This is a genomic window from Saccharospirillum sp. ABV4_185, from assembly GCF_056159245.1.
In genome coordinates this window covers 50,187-65,084 of the sequence record NZ_JBSWUW010000002.1, presented here as the reverse complement: position 1 = coordinate 65,084, position 14,898 = coordinate 50,187, and the positions used below count along the sequence as shown (strand labels likewise).

The 14,898-nt window shown below is 58.2% G+C and carries 15 protein-coding genes; 10 read left to right on the top strand and 5 right to left on the bottom strand.

The annotated features are described in order from the left end of the window. The first annotated feature begins 149 nt into the window (after positions 1 to 149). A complete protein-coding gene (locus ACXAE6_RS17435) occupies positions 150 to 965 on the top strand; it encodes a hypothetical protein (protein WP_475152032.1) in 816 nt (271 codons plus the stop codon). 88 nt (positions 966 to 1,053) lie between these two features. Here the strand turns inward: ACXAE6_RS17435 and ACXAE6_RS17430 are convergent, their stop codons facing one another. Further along, positions 1,054 to 1,665: a Yip1 family protein gene (locus tag ACXAE6_RS17430; RefSeq protein WP_475152028.1), complete on the bottom strand. Its 612-nt coding sequence runs from the start codon at positions 1,663 to 1,665 to the stop codon at positions 1,054 to 1,056. A 358-nt stretch (positions 1,666 to 2,023) separates the two neighbouring features. On the opposite strand from ACXAE6_RS17430, the gene ACXAE6_RS17425 reads away from it, so the two are divergent. The 4 genes from ACXAE6_RS17425 (at position 2,024) to ACXAE6_RS17410 (ending at position 6,395) form a co-directional block, all read left to right on the top strand. Next, entirely contained in the window at positions 2,024 to 2,356 is a 333-nt protein-coding gene (locus tag ACXAE6_RS17425; protein WP_475152026.1) for a protein tyrosine phosphatase family protein, read from the top strand. A gap of 11 nt (positions 2,357 to 2,367) precedes the next feature. Next, positions 2,368 to 3,975, top strand: a complete 1,608-nt coding sequence (locus ACXAE6_RS17420) for a SulP family inorganic anion transporter (protein WP_475152023.1) — start codon at positions 2,368 to 2,370, stop codon at positions 3,973 to 3,975. Next, the gene (locus ACXAE6_RS17415; protein ID WP_475152018.1) at positions 3,972 to 4,928 is read left to right on the top strand and encodes a sigma-54 interaction domain-containing protein; all 957 of its coding nucleotides are present in this window, start codon (positions 3,972 to 3,974) and stop codon (positions 4,926 to 4,928) included. Before ACXAE6_RS17420 ends, ACXAE6_RS17415 begins: the two co-directional genes overlap by 4 nt. Positions 4,929 to 5,018: 90 nt before the next feature. Then, entirely contained in the window at positions 5,019 to 6,395 is a 1,377-nt protein-coding gene (locus tag ACXAE6_RS17410; RefSeq protein WP_475152015.1) for a ribonuclease J, read from the top strand. Here ACXAE6_RS17410 and ACXAE6_RS17405 read toward each other — a convergent pair whose 3' ends face one another. Continuing rightward, positions 6,396 to 7,283 (bottom strand): LysR family transcriptional regulator, encoded by an 888-nt coding sequence (locus ACXAE6_RS17405; protein WP_475152012.1) that lies wholly within the window; start codon positions 7,281 to 7,283, stop codon positions 6,396 to 6,398. Positions 7,284 to 7,416: 133 nt separating this feature from the next. Between ACXAE6_RS17405 and ACXAE6_RS17400 the strand changes: the two genes are divergently transcribed. After that, positions 7,417 to 8,136 carry an SDR family NAD(P)-dependent oxidoreductase gene (locus ACXAE6_RS17400; RefSeq protein WP_475152009.1) on the top strand — a complete coding sequence of 240 codons (720 nt, stop codon included), beginning with the start codon at positions 7,417 to 7,419 and terminating at the stop codon, positions 8,134 to 8,136. Between the two features lie 63 nt (positions 8,137 to 8,199). Here the strand turns inward: ACXAE6_RS17400 and ACXAE6_RS17395 are convergent, their stop codons facing one another. Both ACXAE6_RS17395 and ACXAE6_RS17390 read right to left on the bottom strand, forming a co-directional pair. After that, positions 8,200 to 8,727, bottom strand: a complete 528-nt coding sequence (locus ACXAE6_RS17395; RefSeq protein ID WP_475152005.1) for an acyl-CoA thioesterase — start codon at positions 8,725 to 8,727, stop codon at positions 8,200 to 8,202. A gap of 25 nt (positions 8,728 to 8,752) precedes the next feature. Further along, on the bottom strand, positions 8,753 to 9,649 hold the full coding sequence (locus tag ACXAE6_RS17390; RefSeq protein ID WP_475152000.1) for a LysR substrate-binding domain-containing protein: 897 nt from the start codon (positions 9,647 to 9,649) through the stop codon (positions 8,753 to 8,755). A gap of 99 nt (positions 9,650 to 9,748) precedes the next feature. Here ACXAE6_RS17390 and ACXAE6_RS17385 point away from each other — a divergent pair, with 99 nt between their 5' ends. The 3 genes from ACXAE6_RS17385 (at position 9,749) to ACXAE6_RS17375 (ending at position 11,934) form a co-directional block, all read left to right on the top strand. Beyond that, positions 9,749 to 10,576 (top strand): SDR family oxidoreductase, encoded by an 828-nt coding sequence (locus ACXAE6_RS17385; RefSeq protein WP_475151995.1) that lies wholly within the window; start codon positions 9,749 to 9,751, stop codon positions 10,574 to 10,576. A 10-nt stretch (positions 10,577 to 10,586) separates the two neighbouring features. Continuing rightward, entirely contained in the window at positions 10,587 to 11,414 is an 828-nt protein-coding gene (locus tag ACXAE6_RS17380; protein WP_475151992.1) for an SDR family oxidoreductase, read from the top strand. Positions 11,415 to 11,505: 91 nt separating this feature from the next. Beyond that, positions 11,506 to 11,934 (top strand): hypothetical protein, encoded by a 429-nt coding sequence (locus ACXAE6_RS17375; protein ID WP_475151986.1) that lies wholly within the window; start codon positions 11,506 to 11,508, stop codon positions 11,932 to 11,934. 6 nt (positions 11,935 to 11,940) lie between these two features. Here ACXAE6_RS17375 and ACXAE6_RS17370 read toward each other — a convergent pair whose 3' ends face one another. After that, positions 11,941 to 12,963 carry a DUF3080 family protein gene (locus ACXAE6_RS17370; RefSeq protein WP_475151982.1) on the bottom strand — a complete coding sequence of 341 codons (1,023 nt, stop codon included), beginning with the start codon at positions 12,961 to 12,963 and terminating at the stop codon, positions 11,941 to 11,943. 178 nt (positions 12,964 to 13,141) lie between these two features. On the opposite strand from ACXAE6_RS17370, the gene ACXAE6_RS17365 reads away from it, so the two are divergent. Beyond that, positions 13,142 to 14,869, top strand: a complete 1,728-nt coding sequence (locus ACXAE6_RS17365; RefSeq protein WP_475151977.1) for a SulP family inorganic anion transporter — start codon at positions 13,142 to 13,144, stop codon at positions 14,867 to 14,869. Positions 14,870 to 14,898: the final 29 nt, after the last annotated feature.

The following is a 14,898-nucleotide window of genomic DNA, read 5'->3' as shown; positions in this document are numbered from 1 at the left end:
AGCCTCTGCACAACTTGCAAAATGATCCTCAGGTAACCTCAGACTGAATTGAAACTGAACGTACCCACCGCTGCCCGGCGCCAGTTCAGAAAGCATTCAGTCAGTACAGGCCACAGTAGCGACACCTCGAATCGCACCCAGGAATAGCCATGGTCCGCTCACTGTTGCTTACCGCTCTCAGCTCGCTGTTACTCGCCGGCTGCTACGTTGAAGTCGACCCTTACGCGCCCTACGGCTCCACGCCGGTCAGCGAATTCAGCACCACCTTCCTGACCCGCACCGCGCTGATGCCCTACGCCCTGGGTGCCAGCAGCATCGACATGCTGGAAAACCCGGATGACTATTTATCACCCTCGAGCCGCGCTGCAACACGCGCCCTGCCCATAGAAACCACCAGCACCTATCTGTTCGACAGCGACAGTTGCAGCTTTGGCGGCTACACCGCCACCGAAGCCTTTGGCGATACCGAAACCTACAGCGGCGGCATGACCTGGGTTGAACTGGGACTGACCGCCACCGCCACCCAGTGCGGCACCAGCAGCTGGTTGGGACTGAGTACCCTGAACAGTCGGCTGGTTTACGACGTGCGCGGCTGGTACGACGACGCCTTTGCTGAAATCGTCAGCCTGGATGCGCGACTCAATGGCTATCTGCGGCTGAACAACAGTTTCCAGAGCGTCAAACTCAGTGGTCTGGATGTGCGCATCGAAGAACTCGACGCCACCGACTTCCGCTTGCTCGCCGACGCCAGCCTTTACCTGGACGACGCCCGCTACAGCGGCAGCGCCCGCCTGGATACGCTGGAAGGCGTGCACTTTTATCGTGGCGCAACCTTCCCGCACGCCGGCAGAGTGCGCATCAGCAGTGGTTATGATTGGGTGGAACTGCGCTTTCTGAGCGATGGCGTCAGTCGCCGCGACAGCGATGGCTATTACACCTATCTGCCCTGGTGGGAATTTAGTTAGAGAGAAGGAATTTAATGAACGAGAAGGGATTGGATCAGTCAGAAAAAATCAAACCGCCCGCCACAACAGCGGGCGGTTTTTTATGGGATCAGCCGTGCACGACGTATTCCGGACCAAAGCCCGCCGACCAGACGATGACCGTACCCACACGCATCGAAACCAGCAGCACCAGAGCCACGGTTATCACCGAGGTGGCGTACATAAAGGCGCGTTCTTTGGGGATGTTCATCACAATCGGCATGCCTTCATAAATCAGATACACCGAATAAGCCGCCGCCAAGACAAAGACCACAACGTTCAACCACAACACCGGCCAGATGCCGACGATACTGGCGAGAAAAATCGGCGCTGTGGTGTAGACCGCCAGCGCCATGCCATGGTGTTGATCGGTGGTTTCATCCGAATAGGTGCGCGACATCCAGTTAATGAATTCCGCAAAAATCCACACCCCGACCAGAGCAGCCAGATAACTCAGTACGCACAACACCAATCCGCTCTCTGCGGTCAGGGTGGTTTTCGGACCGTCAGCGAGAGACCAGCCAACATGCACCACACCGATGTAGAAGCAAATTGCGGGAATCAGCGCCAGGATGGGAACGTGCGTCAGGTATTCCATCAGTTTGGAACGACGCTGCTGGCGAATCAGTGACCACTCACTATCTGGGTGCGTAAAAATACCAAGAGTATGGTCGAGAATCATGGACTTCTCCTCGTTGTCAGGACCGGTTTTATTGTTGTTGTCGTTGGAGGAAATCGCTGGCGGACATCCGCCGGCGAAGGTTTATTCGAACGCTTGTCGATGTGTTACAGGCTTACGAAAATAACCGGCCAATAGCAAATAACATAGAGCTTTTATCAAAGACTGCAAGCACTCAACAACGCCACCTGGCAGGCCTTGCACAAACCACTTGAATTACCGCAACTCGCCTTTAAATTAGTTTTTGCTAATATTTAATCAAGTGTATCCGGAACGCTGCGTCGCTTAGAGGCAGTCGCACGCCAGATACCCTGTGTTAGCATGCATCCCCATCATCCTTTCCTACCAAGAGGATTCACCGATGAACGCCACTCAACTGGCCACGAATTATTGGGTCGCACCACAGATCAGCCTCGACGATGTTGCCGAAGCTAAAGCCCAGGGTTTTCAAGCCATCGTCTGCAACCGACCCGATGGTGAAGCGGCCGATCAAACCCCGGCTGCCGATATCCAAAGCGCTGCCGAAGCCGCCGGTCTGAAGTTCTATATGCTGCCGATGAACGGCCCGGTTTTCTCCGCCGAGCAATCCGAAACTCTGCGTTCGGTCCTGCAACAAAACGACAAGGTATTGGGCTATTGCCGCAGCGGTAACCGCAGCAGCATTCTCTACCGTGCGGCCATGGGCGAGGCTTGATTCTGGCGCGAATGAAGTCGTTTTCCCTACCTTCGACCGGCGACCTTAACGCCGGTCTGCTCGTTGCTTTAGTCGGCATTCCGCAATGTCTGGCCTACGCCATGTTGTCGGGCCTGCCACCGATGTACGGCCTGGTAACGGCCATCGTGCCGGGCATGATCGCCGCCGTTGTCGGCCGCAGTGCGCACGTCACTGTGGGCCCGACCAACACCACCGGTCTGATCATCCTCACCAGTCTGGCCCCCTGGGCCGATAACCCCGACCTGTTATTGACCGCCATGGTGACGCTCAGCGTGCTGGCTGGTTTATCGCGCTTGATGATTGTTGCCTTGCGTGCTGAGCGGGTTTTCGACTTTGTTCCCGAAGCGGTACTGCTCGGTTTCTCCACCGGCGCCGCCATCATCATTGCCTTGATGCAACTGGACGAATTTCTCGGTGCGCCCTTTAACGGCGTGCGTACCGTGGTCGATGAAATTTATCGGCTGACTCAAATCGATCTGTCCGCCATCGAACCGGCTGCCCTGGGACTGGCGGCGGCAGCCTTGTTATCCGTCGTACTCGGCCGACGTTATCTGCCGCGCTGGCCCATTCCGCTGGCGGCACTGATCGGCAGTATTGCGCTGGTCTGGTTTGCGCCCTGGGGGTTTATCGAACGTTGGATCACTCTGGAACAAAGCACCGTCATCACCGACGGCTGGCCGCAACTGGCCACCCAACTGCCTAACTGGCAGATGATACAGGCGCTGATTGTGCCCGGTTTTGCGGTCGCCTTTATCGGCTCGCTGGAACTGATCGTTACCCTGCGCAACCGCCAGGAACAGCGCTATCTGCGTGCCGAACTCGGCAGCCAGGGCGTGGCCAATTTAGCCGGCAGTCTGGTCGGTGCCTTCCCGGCCAGCACTTCCCTGACGCGCTCGGTGTTGCTCGATATCGGCGGCGCCACCAGTCGCTGGGCACCCTTTATTGCCGCAGCGGTGTTGCTGCCCGTTCTGCTGTTCGGCGCCGATCTGATTCGCGCCATTCCACAACCAGTGATCGCCGGCTTGTTGGTCGCCACGGCGCTGTCGATGCTCAAGCCGGAGCAGATCACCTCGGTGCTGCGCGCCAACCGCCAGACCCGAACGCTGTTTATCGTCACCGTCACCAGCACTCTGGTGCTGGCTTTCCACGAAGCCATTTTGCTGGGCGCCGGTCTCGGCCTGGTGATCTTCCTGTTGCAATCGAGCCTGCCGCAACTGCGCCGTTATGGCATCGATAACAATGGCTGGCTGGTGAGCGATGAACACAGCCACAACGGCCATTACGCCATCCAGATTTCCGGCAGCCTTTATTTCGCCGCCGCCCGTCAATTACCCGAACGGTTGGAGCCGTTAATTCCCGATGACGCCCAGCGGCTGACACTGGATTTAAGTCACGCCCACCAACCCCGCATCGCCGCCACTCAGGCTTTATTGCGCTTTTGCGAGCTGTGCCAACATCGTGGCATCAGCGTCGATATCTGCGGTTATCCGGACGAATTAAAACGCATCGCCGATACGCTGGGTGTGCGCCTGCCCTGGTGTGAATTCAAAATCGAACAACGCCTGGCCGGCAGTTCAGTTCAGGAAGGCGCGGCATGAGCGATCTGCACGCGCCCCAGTTCCAACCGCACAACTTCGGCGGCCTGCTCACGGTGGCGCCGCAAATGCTCGATTTTATGGCCCAGGCCGAGCGTGTGGCGCGCACCGACGCCTCCATTTTGGTCCGTGGCCAAACCGGCAGCGGCAAGGAATTAGTCGCACGCTTTATCCATCAGACTTCACGCCGCGCCAACGCCCAATTCAGTGCCATCAACTGCGCCGCTCTATCGCGCGAATTAATGGCCTCAGAACTGTTCGGTCATAAACGCGGCGCCTTTACCGGCGCCACCGCCGATCGCACCGGTCTGTTCAAACTGACCGATGGCGGCACCTTGTTTCTCGATGAAATCGCCGAGATGCCACTGGATATTCAGGCGGGTTTATTGCGCGTTTTGCAGGACCGTTGCTTTACTCCGCTCGGTTCGAGCGAGGTGATCCAGACCGATATCCGGTTGATCTCAGCCACCCATACCTCGCTGCGTCGCCAGGTTGCCGAACGCCAGTTTCGCGAGGATCTGATGTACCGGGTGCGCGTCGTGCCGCTCTATTTACCGCCGCTGACCGCCCGTCTCGGCGATGTCGAAATGCTCAGCTGGCACTTTATTGCCGAACAGAATGCGCGCAACGAACGCAGCATCGAGTGTGTCAGCCAGGAAGCCTTCGACGCCCTGCTCGCCTACCGCTGGCCGGGTAATATTCGCGAACTCAACAACGTCATCACCTACGCCCACGCCATTGGCACCGGCCCACGCATTGACATCGCCGACCTGCCGCCGGAACTGCGCGGCGAAGCACCGCCCGATGAAGCACCATTGCCACCGGAGCAGCGTGAACGCGATCGTATTCTGGAATTGCTGCAGCGTCATAAAGGTCATAAGCAGGCCGTCGCCGACGAGCTGGGCATTTCCCGGGCTACTCTCTGGCGCAAGATGAAAACGCTGCAACTCAGTTAAGCGCGCCGTTTTTCAGGCCGTGGCCATCCGCGCTCTCAATATGCAGCCATTCCCGTTACACTGTTGGTTTCAGTAAGACAATAGTTGTATATGACACCCGACAGCCAAGATTTCTGGTTCCTGCCGCTCGGCGGTTGCGGCGAAATCGGCATGAACCTGAATCTCTATGGACACGATGACGCCTGGTTGATGGTCGATTGCGGCGTCACCTTCGCCGAACCCGGCAACCTTACCGACCCGCACGTACAGATGCCCGACCCGGCTTTTATCGCCGAGCGCGCCGAGCAACTGGCCGGCATCGTTATCACCCACGCCCATGAAGATCACGTCGGTGCGCTGCCCTATTTATGGCGTCGCTTTCGCGCCCCGGTCTACACCACCGCCTTCACCGCCGAGATCCTCAAGCGCAAGCTGATGGAGTTCAATCTGGCCGGCAAGGTGCCGATTCACATCGTGCAACCGGGCGAACGTCAGCAGATCGGCCCCTTCAATGTGGAGTGGCTGTCGATCACCCACTCCATTCCCGAACCCCAGGCCTTGATGATTCGCACCCCGGTCGGCAGCGCCTTTCATACCGCTGATTGGAAACTCGACCCGGCACCAGTCATCGGCCCGGCCTTCGATGCCGAGCCCTATAAAAAGCTGGCGTTGGAAGAACCCGACGCCATGATCTGCGATTCCACCAATGCCTTGGTCGACGGCCATTCCACCTCCGAAGCCGAACTCTATGAAGGCCTGAAACAGATCGTCGAAAACGCCGAAGGCCGGGTGGTGATCAGCTGCTTTGCCAGCAATGTGGCGCGGCTGAAAACGCTGATGAAAATTGCCGAAGACAGCGGCCGCCAAGTCGGTCTGCTCGGTCGCTCACTGCGCAATATGGTGTCCGCCGCCCGCGCCAGCGGTTACTGGAGCGGCATGCCAAAATTTATCGACAGCTTCGATCTGGGATATTTTCCACGGCAGAATTTTCTTGCCATCGCCACCGGCAGCCAGGGAGAACCGCGTGCAGCCTTGCATCGTTTAGCGCGCGACAACCACCCCGAACTCACCCTCGAAGCAGGCGATACCGTGGTGTTCAGCTCCAGAGTGATTCCCGGCAACGAACAGCCGGTTGAAGCGCTGATCAAACTGCTGCAACAACGCGATATCAAGGTGATCGCCGCCGAGGATTCCGCCGCCCCGATTCACGCTTCCGGCCATCCGGCGCGCGACGAACTGGCGCAGATGTATCAGTGGGTGCAACCGAAGCTTGCGATACCGGTTCACGGCGAGCCGGAACATATGGCCGCCAACGCCCACATCGCGCGCGATGCCGGCGTTAAGCAGCAATTAACCGGATTAAACGGCGATCTGTTTTATCTCGCGCCGGTCAAAGGCATGCGCCGCAAAGCCGTGGCAACCGGACGCTTGGGTTGGGACAGAGATGCGTTGATTCCGGTGAAAACAGCGGCCGTCGAAACCGACTGATCAGGCTTCTTTCAGCGCATCGATGACCACACGCAACGCCGCCGGCATATAACGGTTTTGCGGGAAATACAGATACAAACCGGGCCAATCCAGGTTCCAGTTTGCCAGTACAGAAACCAGCTCGCCGCTGGCAATATCCTCACGCAGCAAAGGTTCGGCATAATGCGCGATACCCAGGCCGTTTTTAACCGCGCGCATCATCAAGCCCGGATTATTGGTGGTCAGACTGCCTTTGACATCGACCACCTGACGCTCACCGCGCTGCTGAAACGCCCACTCATAACGCCGCCCACTTTGAAAGCGAAAACCGATGCAATTGTGTGCCAGTAAATCGGCCGGTTGCTGCGGTGTGCCATGGCGTTCGATGTACTCTTTTGCGGCCACGGTGACAAAACGAAAGTCCTGCACCACCGGCACTGCGACCATATCCTGAGGGATGGCGTCTTTCAGGCGCACACCCAGATCAAAGCCGTCGGCGACGATATCGATCAGCCGGTTATCGACGATCAACTCCACTTCAATACCGGGATAACGCTGGTGGAAATCGACGCCTAGCTTGTCGAGCAGGATCGGCGCCGCCACCTCGTTAACGCTGATCCGTACCCGGCCGTGCGGCTGAGCGTCATCGGCATCGAGATTATCCACCGCCTGACCGAGATCGCTCAGAATCGTCGACACCTGCCCATACAACGTATGACCGGCTTCAGTTAACGACACACTGCGCGTGGTGCGATTGAACAACCGTGTCTTCAAGCGTTCTTCAAAAGTACGAATCAAATGGCTGAGCGTCGACGGCGTCAGATTCAACTCCTCGGCCGCCTGCTTGAAACTCAGATGGCGCGCGACCTGCTGAAACGCCAGCAGTTCGTTCATCGGGGGCAGGGTCATTATGAGATACCATCGAACAATTTATAAAAATTATAGCTATTTTACTGATAATCGCCCGACCCGATACTGGCTCTGACAGTGACGCGCATAAGCAGCGCCACCCAACTCACCCAGCTATAGAGCAGAGCGAATCATGAGTAACAAAGTCTTCCTGGTCACCGGTGGCAACAAAGGCATCGGCAAAGCCATCGTCCGTCAACTGGCCAGCGCCGGTCATGTTGTCTACCTCGGTGCCCGTCAGCGCGACGCGGGCGAGCAAGCGGCAGCTGAACTGCAGGCCGCAGGCGATGTGCGTTTTGTACAAATCGATCTGAATGATGCGGTTTCACAGGCCGCCGCTGCGGAGCAGATCAAAAGCGACAGCGGCTATCTGGATGGATTGATCAACAACGCCGGCATCATCACCGATTTTGGTACGGCATCGACCGTGGCCTTGGGTGACCTGAGAGCCAGCTTTGAGACCAATCTGTTCGGCACCATCGCTGTCACTCAGCAAATGTTGCCGTTACTGCGCGCCGGCACCCACAAAGCCATCGTCAACCTGTCGACCGGCCTGGGCTCCATCACCCAACACGGCGACCCGTCCTGGCCGTTCCACAGCGCGGTGCCCATGGCTTATAACGCATCCAAGGCAGCGCTGAATATGTTCACGGTTTTACTGGCCAAAGAACTGCGCGCCGAGGGTTTCAGAGTGAATTCGGTGAGCCCGGGCTGGATTGCGACGGATCTGGGTGGGCAGAACGCGCCTGGAACGGCGGAGGAAGGTGCGGCCATAGCGGTTAAAACCGCTTTGGAAGGCAGCGATGGTGCCACCGGTTTGTTCTTAACCAGTGGTGGTGTCATTCCCTGGTAATCGTTCTTGCAGAAGAGCACGCAAAACCTGCTGGGCCAGCATACTGACCCAAGCAGGTTTCCTTTATTCCTCGTCAGACAACGGCCGGCCTTCCAGCTCAACCAGCGACTGACGCATCACCTCATCGACTGCCGCTTTCTGACCGGTCTTACCATTGAACAGCACGATGCGCGCCTTGCCATCGGTGGTGATGGTTTGCTGGCGCTCACTGAACACAGCGTATTCATGCACAAAACCGAATTCCTGCACGCTTAGGGTTCGCGCTCCAACCAGAATCTTATCGGGATAAGTCAGCGGTCGACGGTAACGGCACTCGGTATGCCCCACCACCGGCCCGATGCCGGTTTGTTTCATCTGCTCAAACACCGGCGTGCGCTCGAAATAAGCGATGCGGGCGTTCTCAAAATAGCGGAAATAAACCACGTTATTGACATGGTTAAAGGCATCCATATCACCCCACTGGACGGGCAGTTCGATGATGACGGGATAGGTTTTTTTGAAGTCGTCGAGCATGGTGGTGAGTACCTTTTGATAACCGATTGGTGTGGCGATCCCGGTGCAATCAATCACCCGGACCGTCAGTCTTGGCACCAGTCTCAATTGATTGCACCACGAATCAACTGTTTCGTGCGGCTTGTCGAACAAATTCAACAAAGGCCTTCAGCACGCCCGATTTCAATTGGCTGGGTGGGAAATACAATGCCTGGCTGCCGAGCGACGGTGTCCAGTCGCGCATGATCTGCTGCAATGCTCCGCTGGCCAGATAGCTCGACGCTTCCTGTTGCTCAACCCAGGCCACGCCCAGCCCACTGATCGCGGCCTTCATGGCCAGCGAAGTTGAGCCGAGAATCAACCGCCCGGACAATTTCGGGACCGCCGGCTCGCCGCCATGCATTAACTGCCAATCCTTTATTGCGCCGCTGGGCAAACGGGTGCGAATGGCCTCGTGTTGGGTCAAATCGCCCGGGGTTTGGGGCGTGCCGTTGCGTTCCAAATAGGTCGGCGAGGCTACCAGAATCATCGCTTCAGGAATGCCCAGCGACACCGCCACCATGTCTTGCGGCACTACCGATTCCAAGCGCAGGCCAGCATCGAATCCCGCCTGAATGATGTCGACAACGCGATCTTCACACACCAGATCAACTTGCACGTCCGGGTAGCGCGGCATAAACGCCAACACCGTTGGCAACAATCGCTCGGCTCCCCACTGGGAGGCGTTGATGCGCAACTGACCCGCCGGTTGATCGCGGAAGTCATTCACGCCTTGCACCGCTTGTTGAATCTCGCCCAAGGCCGGTCGCACCCGAGTGAGAAACACCGTGCCCGCTTCGGTCAGCGACACGCTGCGGGTGTTGCGTTGCAACAAACGAATACCCAGCCGTTGCTCCAGGTTGCCGATCATGTGGCTGACCGACGACGGCGACATCTCCAGTATTTGCGCGGCAGCGCGAAAGCTGCGCTGCGTGGCGACCTCACTGAGCACTTGCAGGGCGCGTATATTTAAGTCATCCATTGTACGGATACCTTCAACAGTCTGATCGTCTTTAACCGGGTTATTTCATCTATTGTCGACCCTTATAGTGAGTTTCGTCAAACACCCAAGGAGACTGACATGACTCAAACCGTATTAATTACCGGCACTTCCTCTGGCTTCGGCGCGGCCACCGCCCGGCTTTTTTCCGATCGCGGCTGGAATGTGATTGCCACATTGCGCGACACCGCCGCCAGTGACCTGACCGAATCCGACCGTCTGCTCATCGCTCGCCTCGACGTCCAAGACCCGGCCAGCATTCGCACCGCCATCGACGCGGGCATCGAGCGCTTTGGCCGCATCGATGTCTTGGTCAACAACGCAGGTTATGGCTTGTTCGGCATTTTCGAAGGCATGCCGGCTGAGGCCATCCAGAACCAGTTCGACGTCAATGTGTTCGGCGCCATGAACGTGACCCGCGCCATCCTGCCGCATTTCCGTCGCCACAAGGCGGGCACGGTGATCAACATCAGCTCCGGCGCCGGAGCCATTGGCTTCCCGATGGCGTCGCTGTACAGCGCGTCCAAATTCGCGCTTGAAGGCTTCTCCGAAGGTTTGGCGTACGAACTGAAATCGCTGGGCATCGCCGTGAAAATCATCGAACCGGGTGGCGCACCGAGCACCGGCTTTTTGAATCGCGTGGGTGCCGAAAGCGCTCAAGCAGCATTGATTGAAGACTACCTGCCGTTCCTGGAGCAGATTGGCAAAGTCTACGCCGGCATGGCCGAAGGCTCCGACAGCGATGCCGTCGAGCGCGTGGTTCACGCCATTTACGACGCAGCCACCGACGGCACAGACCAGTTGCGCTACGCCCCGACCAGCGACATTCAACCGCTGCTGCAAGCGCGTCGTTCTGGCTCGGAAACCGACTATCAGGCGCTGACCCGCAGCCTGTTCGTCGGTCAATAAGGTGACGACCATGACTCAGACGACCTGGTTCATCACCGGCATAGGCCGTGGTTTAGGCCGCGCCCTGGCCGAACAAGCCTTGGCGCGAGGCGACCGAGTGGCGGGTACCTACCGCCGGGCAGCGGGACTGGACGCCTGGCAACAACGCTACGGTGACCGCTTTTGGTCCGCGCCTTTGGATGTCACCGACGCGGCGTCCATCGACGCCGTGGTGAATCGCGCCTTTGCCGACTTAGGGCGCATCGACGTCATCGTCAACAACGCGGGCTACGGCGTTGTTGGAGCAGTGGAAGAGTTGAGCGATGCGCAAATTCGCCATCAACTCGACACCAACTTGCTCGGTTCCATTCGTGTAGCGCGTGCAGTCATTCCGCATCTGCGCCAGCAAGGCGGTGGCCGTTTGATTCAGCTGTCCACCATGGGCGGGCAGGTGGCCTTTCCTGCGGCCAGCCTGTACCACGCGTCCAAATGGGGCATTGAAGGTTTTATCGACGCCGTTCGTCACGAACTGGCGCCATTCAACATCGGCGTCACCCTGGTTGAACCGGGCAGCACCGCGACCGATTTTGGCAAAAACCTGATCGTCGCCGACACCCTGCCCGCGTACGAAACCGGCCCGGTCGGTAACATCCGCCAGTTCTTCGGCAGCGGCGATTACCAAGCGCCTGGCGATGTCGATAAAACCGCTGCCGCCATCATCGCCAGTGCTGACCAGAACCCAGCACCGCTGCGATTGGCAACGGGCAGCGACGCCTACCACGCCATTCGCCAGGCGCTGCAAAGCCGACTGGCCGATTTAGAAGCGCAACAAGCGGTGGCATTCTCGACGGATCGCTGAATCAACCCACCCCGAACGCCTCAAAAACCCATCCCAGCGGATGGGTTTTTTATGGGCCGGACAGAGACAACACCAAACCAAGCCGGTCACCTTGCGCTTTGAACAATGCACCGCTAGCGTCTCCACTGAATTGGCTGCATGTCGTTGTGAGGACGCCATAGAAAGCGCCGGTTTTATACCTCAAGTTCAGGTAACCCACCGAACCTACAGCACAGGCACCGCACGGCTGATCGATGAACGCATCGACGCCAATGCCAGCGTGTTGAACTCGGACGAGCGAGTTGTGTTGACTGCCGTTGCCGATCTGCAAGGTGAAACGCCGGGCCATACTTACACGCGTTATGGCTTGACCAAATGGGTAACCGATTACTGGGGCGAAGCCTTCACCGGTGGCGTAATGGTGCATAACACAGGCGACTATTTACGCGCCTTGGAAAGCAGTGCCCGCCTGAACGGCGGGCGCGATGTTTATGGTGTTACCGCTGAGCAATATGGTCGCTTGGTGGACACCTTCGCCTGACGGCGCTCATCGCCCTACCACCCCACCGCAACCTTCAATCAACCCCTTCCACGCCTGCGTTTGTTCAAACACAGCCTCACGATAGGCCTGATGAAAGGTCTGCAACTCGGTTTGAAAATCCCTCATCGCCGGGCTGAGCGATCCGAGTTCGGAGTCAATAACCGCTAACGCCTCGTAACCTGCCAAAAACCGCCGATCCACCTCCCCTAGCCAAGGCTGCACTTCACCGACAAACACATTCGCCATCACATTGCGCGCGTAGCCGAATTCCTTCATCGCCGGGCCCATGGGGCACAGGCGTTTGTCTTCGGCGGCTTCACGCAGCATGGCTTCGGCCTGTTGCAAAGTCTGAATCGCCAGGCGCATCGATTGCAGGCTGTGGCCGCCCATGGGGTACTGGGTGGTCCGTTGCAGCACGTTCAGCCAGTCGTCCTGGGTGCTTTGCATGGGGTTGGCGACCAGGTCAGCGAGCGCTTGCTGGTTGGCGGCGTAGCCAGCGGCATCGATGTCATCGTTGGGTTTGATGGCCGTACTGCCGTCAGTCCAGTAGCCGCTGTAGTCAGGGTTGGCGAGGGTGGCGTTCCAGAGGTGTTGGTGAAAGGTGGCGCGTTTTTGCGCCAGGGCGTTTTCCAGTTCGGTGCGCAGGTCAGTATCGAGTTCGATATCGGAATTGAGACAGGCCGGCAGCAGTTCGAGCAGGCGGCGTTCATAGTCGAGGCGAATCACCGGGTCGGCCAGTTTGCCGAGAATGGAGTTGCGTTCGCCAATCAGCACAAAGACTTCACAGCCGCGCAGCGCCCAGGCATCGAGCAGATCGAGACGGATGTCCGGCGGCGTTTGCAATAGTTCTCGTGGCCGCGGATAAGCCGGTAATACCATGGCTTGTTGCGGCGGCGGTTCGGCGTCCAGGACCCGGCCGACTCGGGTGACATAGTCGTCCAGCAGGGCCTCGGCGCTGCGATCGCATCCGGCCAACAGCAGCAGCGCCAGCAAAGACGTTGCAAGACGAAACAGATGTTGCAACAACATTAAACCTTAAATTCGCTAATCATTTAAAAACGCTTAAATTTCAATAAGTTAAAGTTGGCACGTTCGTTGTAATAGAGGTTGAAATTGTTCAACACTCGTTCGACTTGCCGCTCTGTTACTGGCCTATGCTAACCAGAGCAATGCCCGGTGACGACCGAGTCCGGCAACAGGAGCTGCCATGACTGCCCAATCTCTCTCCGCTCGTTTGCGGCCCTATATTCCGGCGCTGGAGTGGATTCCCAATTACCAGCGCAGTTGGTTACGCGGTGATGTGATCGCTGGGATCACGACGGCGACCTTATTGGTGCCCCAGGCGATGTCGTATGCGTTGCTCGGCGGCCTGCCGCCCTACATCGGTTTATACGCTTCAGTACTGCCGATGATCGTCTATGCGTTCTTTGGCACCTCGCGGCAGTTGGCGGTTGGCCCGGTGGCGCTGGTGGCGCTGCTGGTCGCCAGCGGTATTGGCCTGATGGCGCCGGTGGGCTCCGAGCGTTATATCGAGCTGACGATCCTGTTATCGCTGCTGGTTGGCGGCGTCTTCTTGGTGATGGGCATTTTCCGACTCGGCTTTCTGACCAACTTTCTATCGCATCCGGTGATCTCCGGTTTTACCAGCGCCGCGGCCCTGATTATAGCCGTCAGCCAGATCGCCAACCTGTTGGGATTATCGCTGCCGCGCACTGAGAACATCGCCGAAACACTGTGGCACGCGGTCGATAAATGGCAGTTGATTCACCTGCCGACGCTGTTGATCGGCGCCGTCAGCCTGGCGTTATTGGTTGGTTTAAAACGGCTCAACCGAGCCTTACCAGCGGCAATGATCACCGTCGCCGTCACCACCCTTGCCGTCTGGGCTCTGCGGCTCGATCAAACCGGTGTCGCCGTGGTCGGGTCGGTTCCGGCTGGTTTACCGGCCTTATCGGCCCCGGCTTTCAGCCTTGCCGATGCCATGGAATTACTGCCCATGGCCGTTGCCATCGCCTTGATCGGCTTTATGGAAAGCATCGCCGTGGCACGCAAATACGCCAGCGAACGGCGCTATGAGATTAATCCCAATCAGGAACTGATCGGGCTCGGGCTGGCCAATCTGGTCGGCGCTTTTTCCCGCGCCATGCCGGTGGCCGGCGGCTTTGGTCGCACCGCAGTCAACGCCAATGCCGGCGCCAATAGCGGTCTGGCACCGCTGATCACCGCCAGCCTGATCGCCATTGCGCTGGCCTTGTTAACGCCGCTGTTTTACTTCCTGCCCAAGGCGGCGCTGGCAGCAGTGATTATGGTGGCGGTGGCCGGTCTGATTGATCTGCACGAAGTCAAACATCTGTGGAAGGTGAAACGCAGCGATCTGGGTTTGTTGCTCTTTACCTTCGCCGCCACCCTGGCGCTGGGCGCCAAAGATGGCCTCTTTCTGGCGGTGGGCGCGTCCATGCTGTGGTTTGTTATCAAAACCACCCGGCCGCATTACGCCGTGCTCGGCAAACTGCCGGGCACCGAGGCTTATCGCAATATCGAGCGTCATCCGGAAGCGCAAATCGAGCCAGGCATTCTGGCGATTCGTTTCGATGCTCAGTTCTACTACGGCAACGTCAGCTTCCTGAAAGACACCATTCGCCGCGTTGAACAACGCCTCGATGCACCTTTGCGTGCCGTGGTGCTCGATGCCTGTTCGATCAACCAGCTCGACAGCTCGGCCGACACCGCCTTGCACGATTTGTTGCACGGTTATCGCCAGCGCGGCATCGAGCTGTTTATCGCTCATGTCAAAGGCCCGGTTAAGGATGTGATGGATCGTTCCGGCTTCAGCTCAACTCTGGGCGAAGATCATTTCTTCCTGGAAACCGAACCGGCCATGGCCGCTGCCCGCGCCTGGGCGAAGCGCAGTGAAACGGATGTTGCAACAAGCTGAAACATCAGTAACGAACTCAGTCCGCAGAG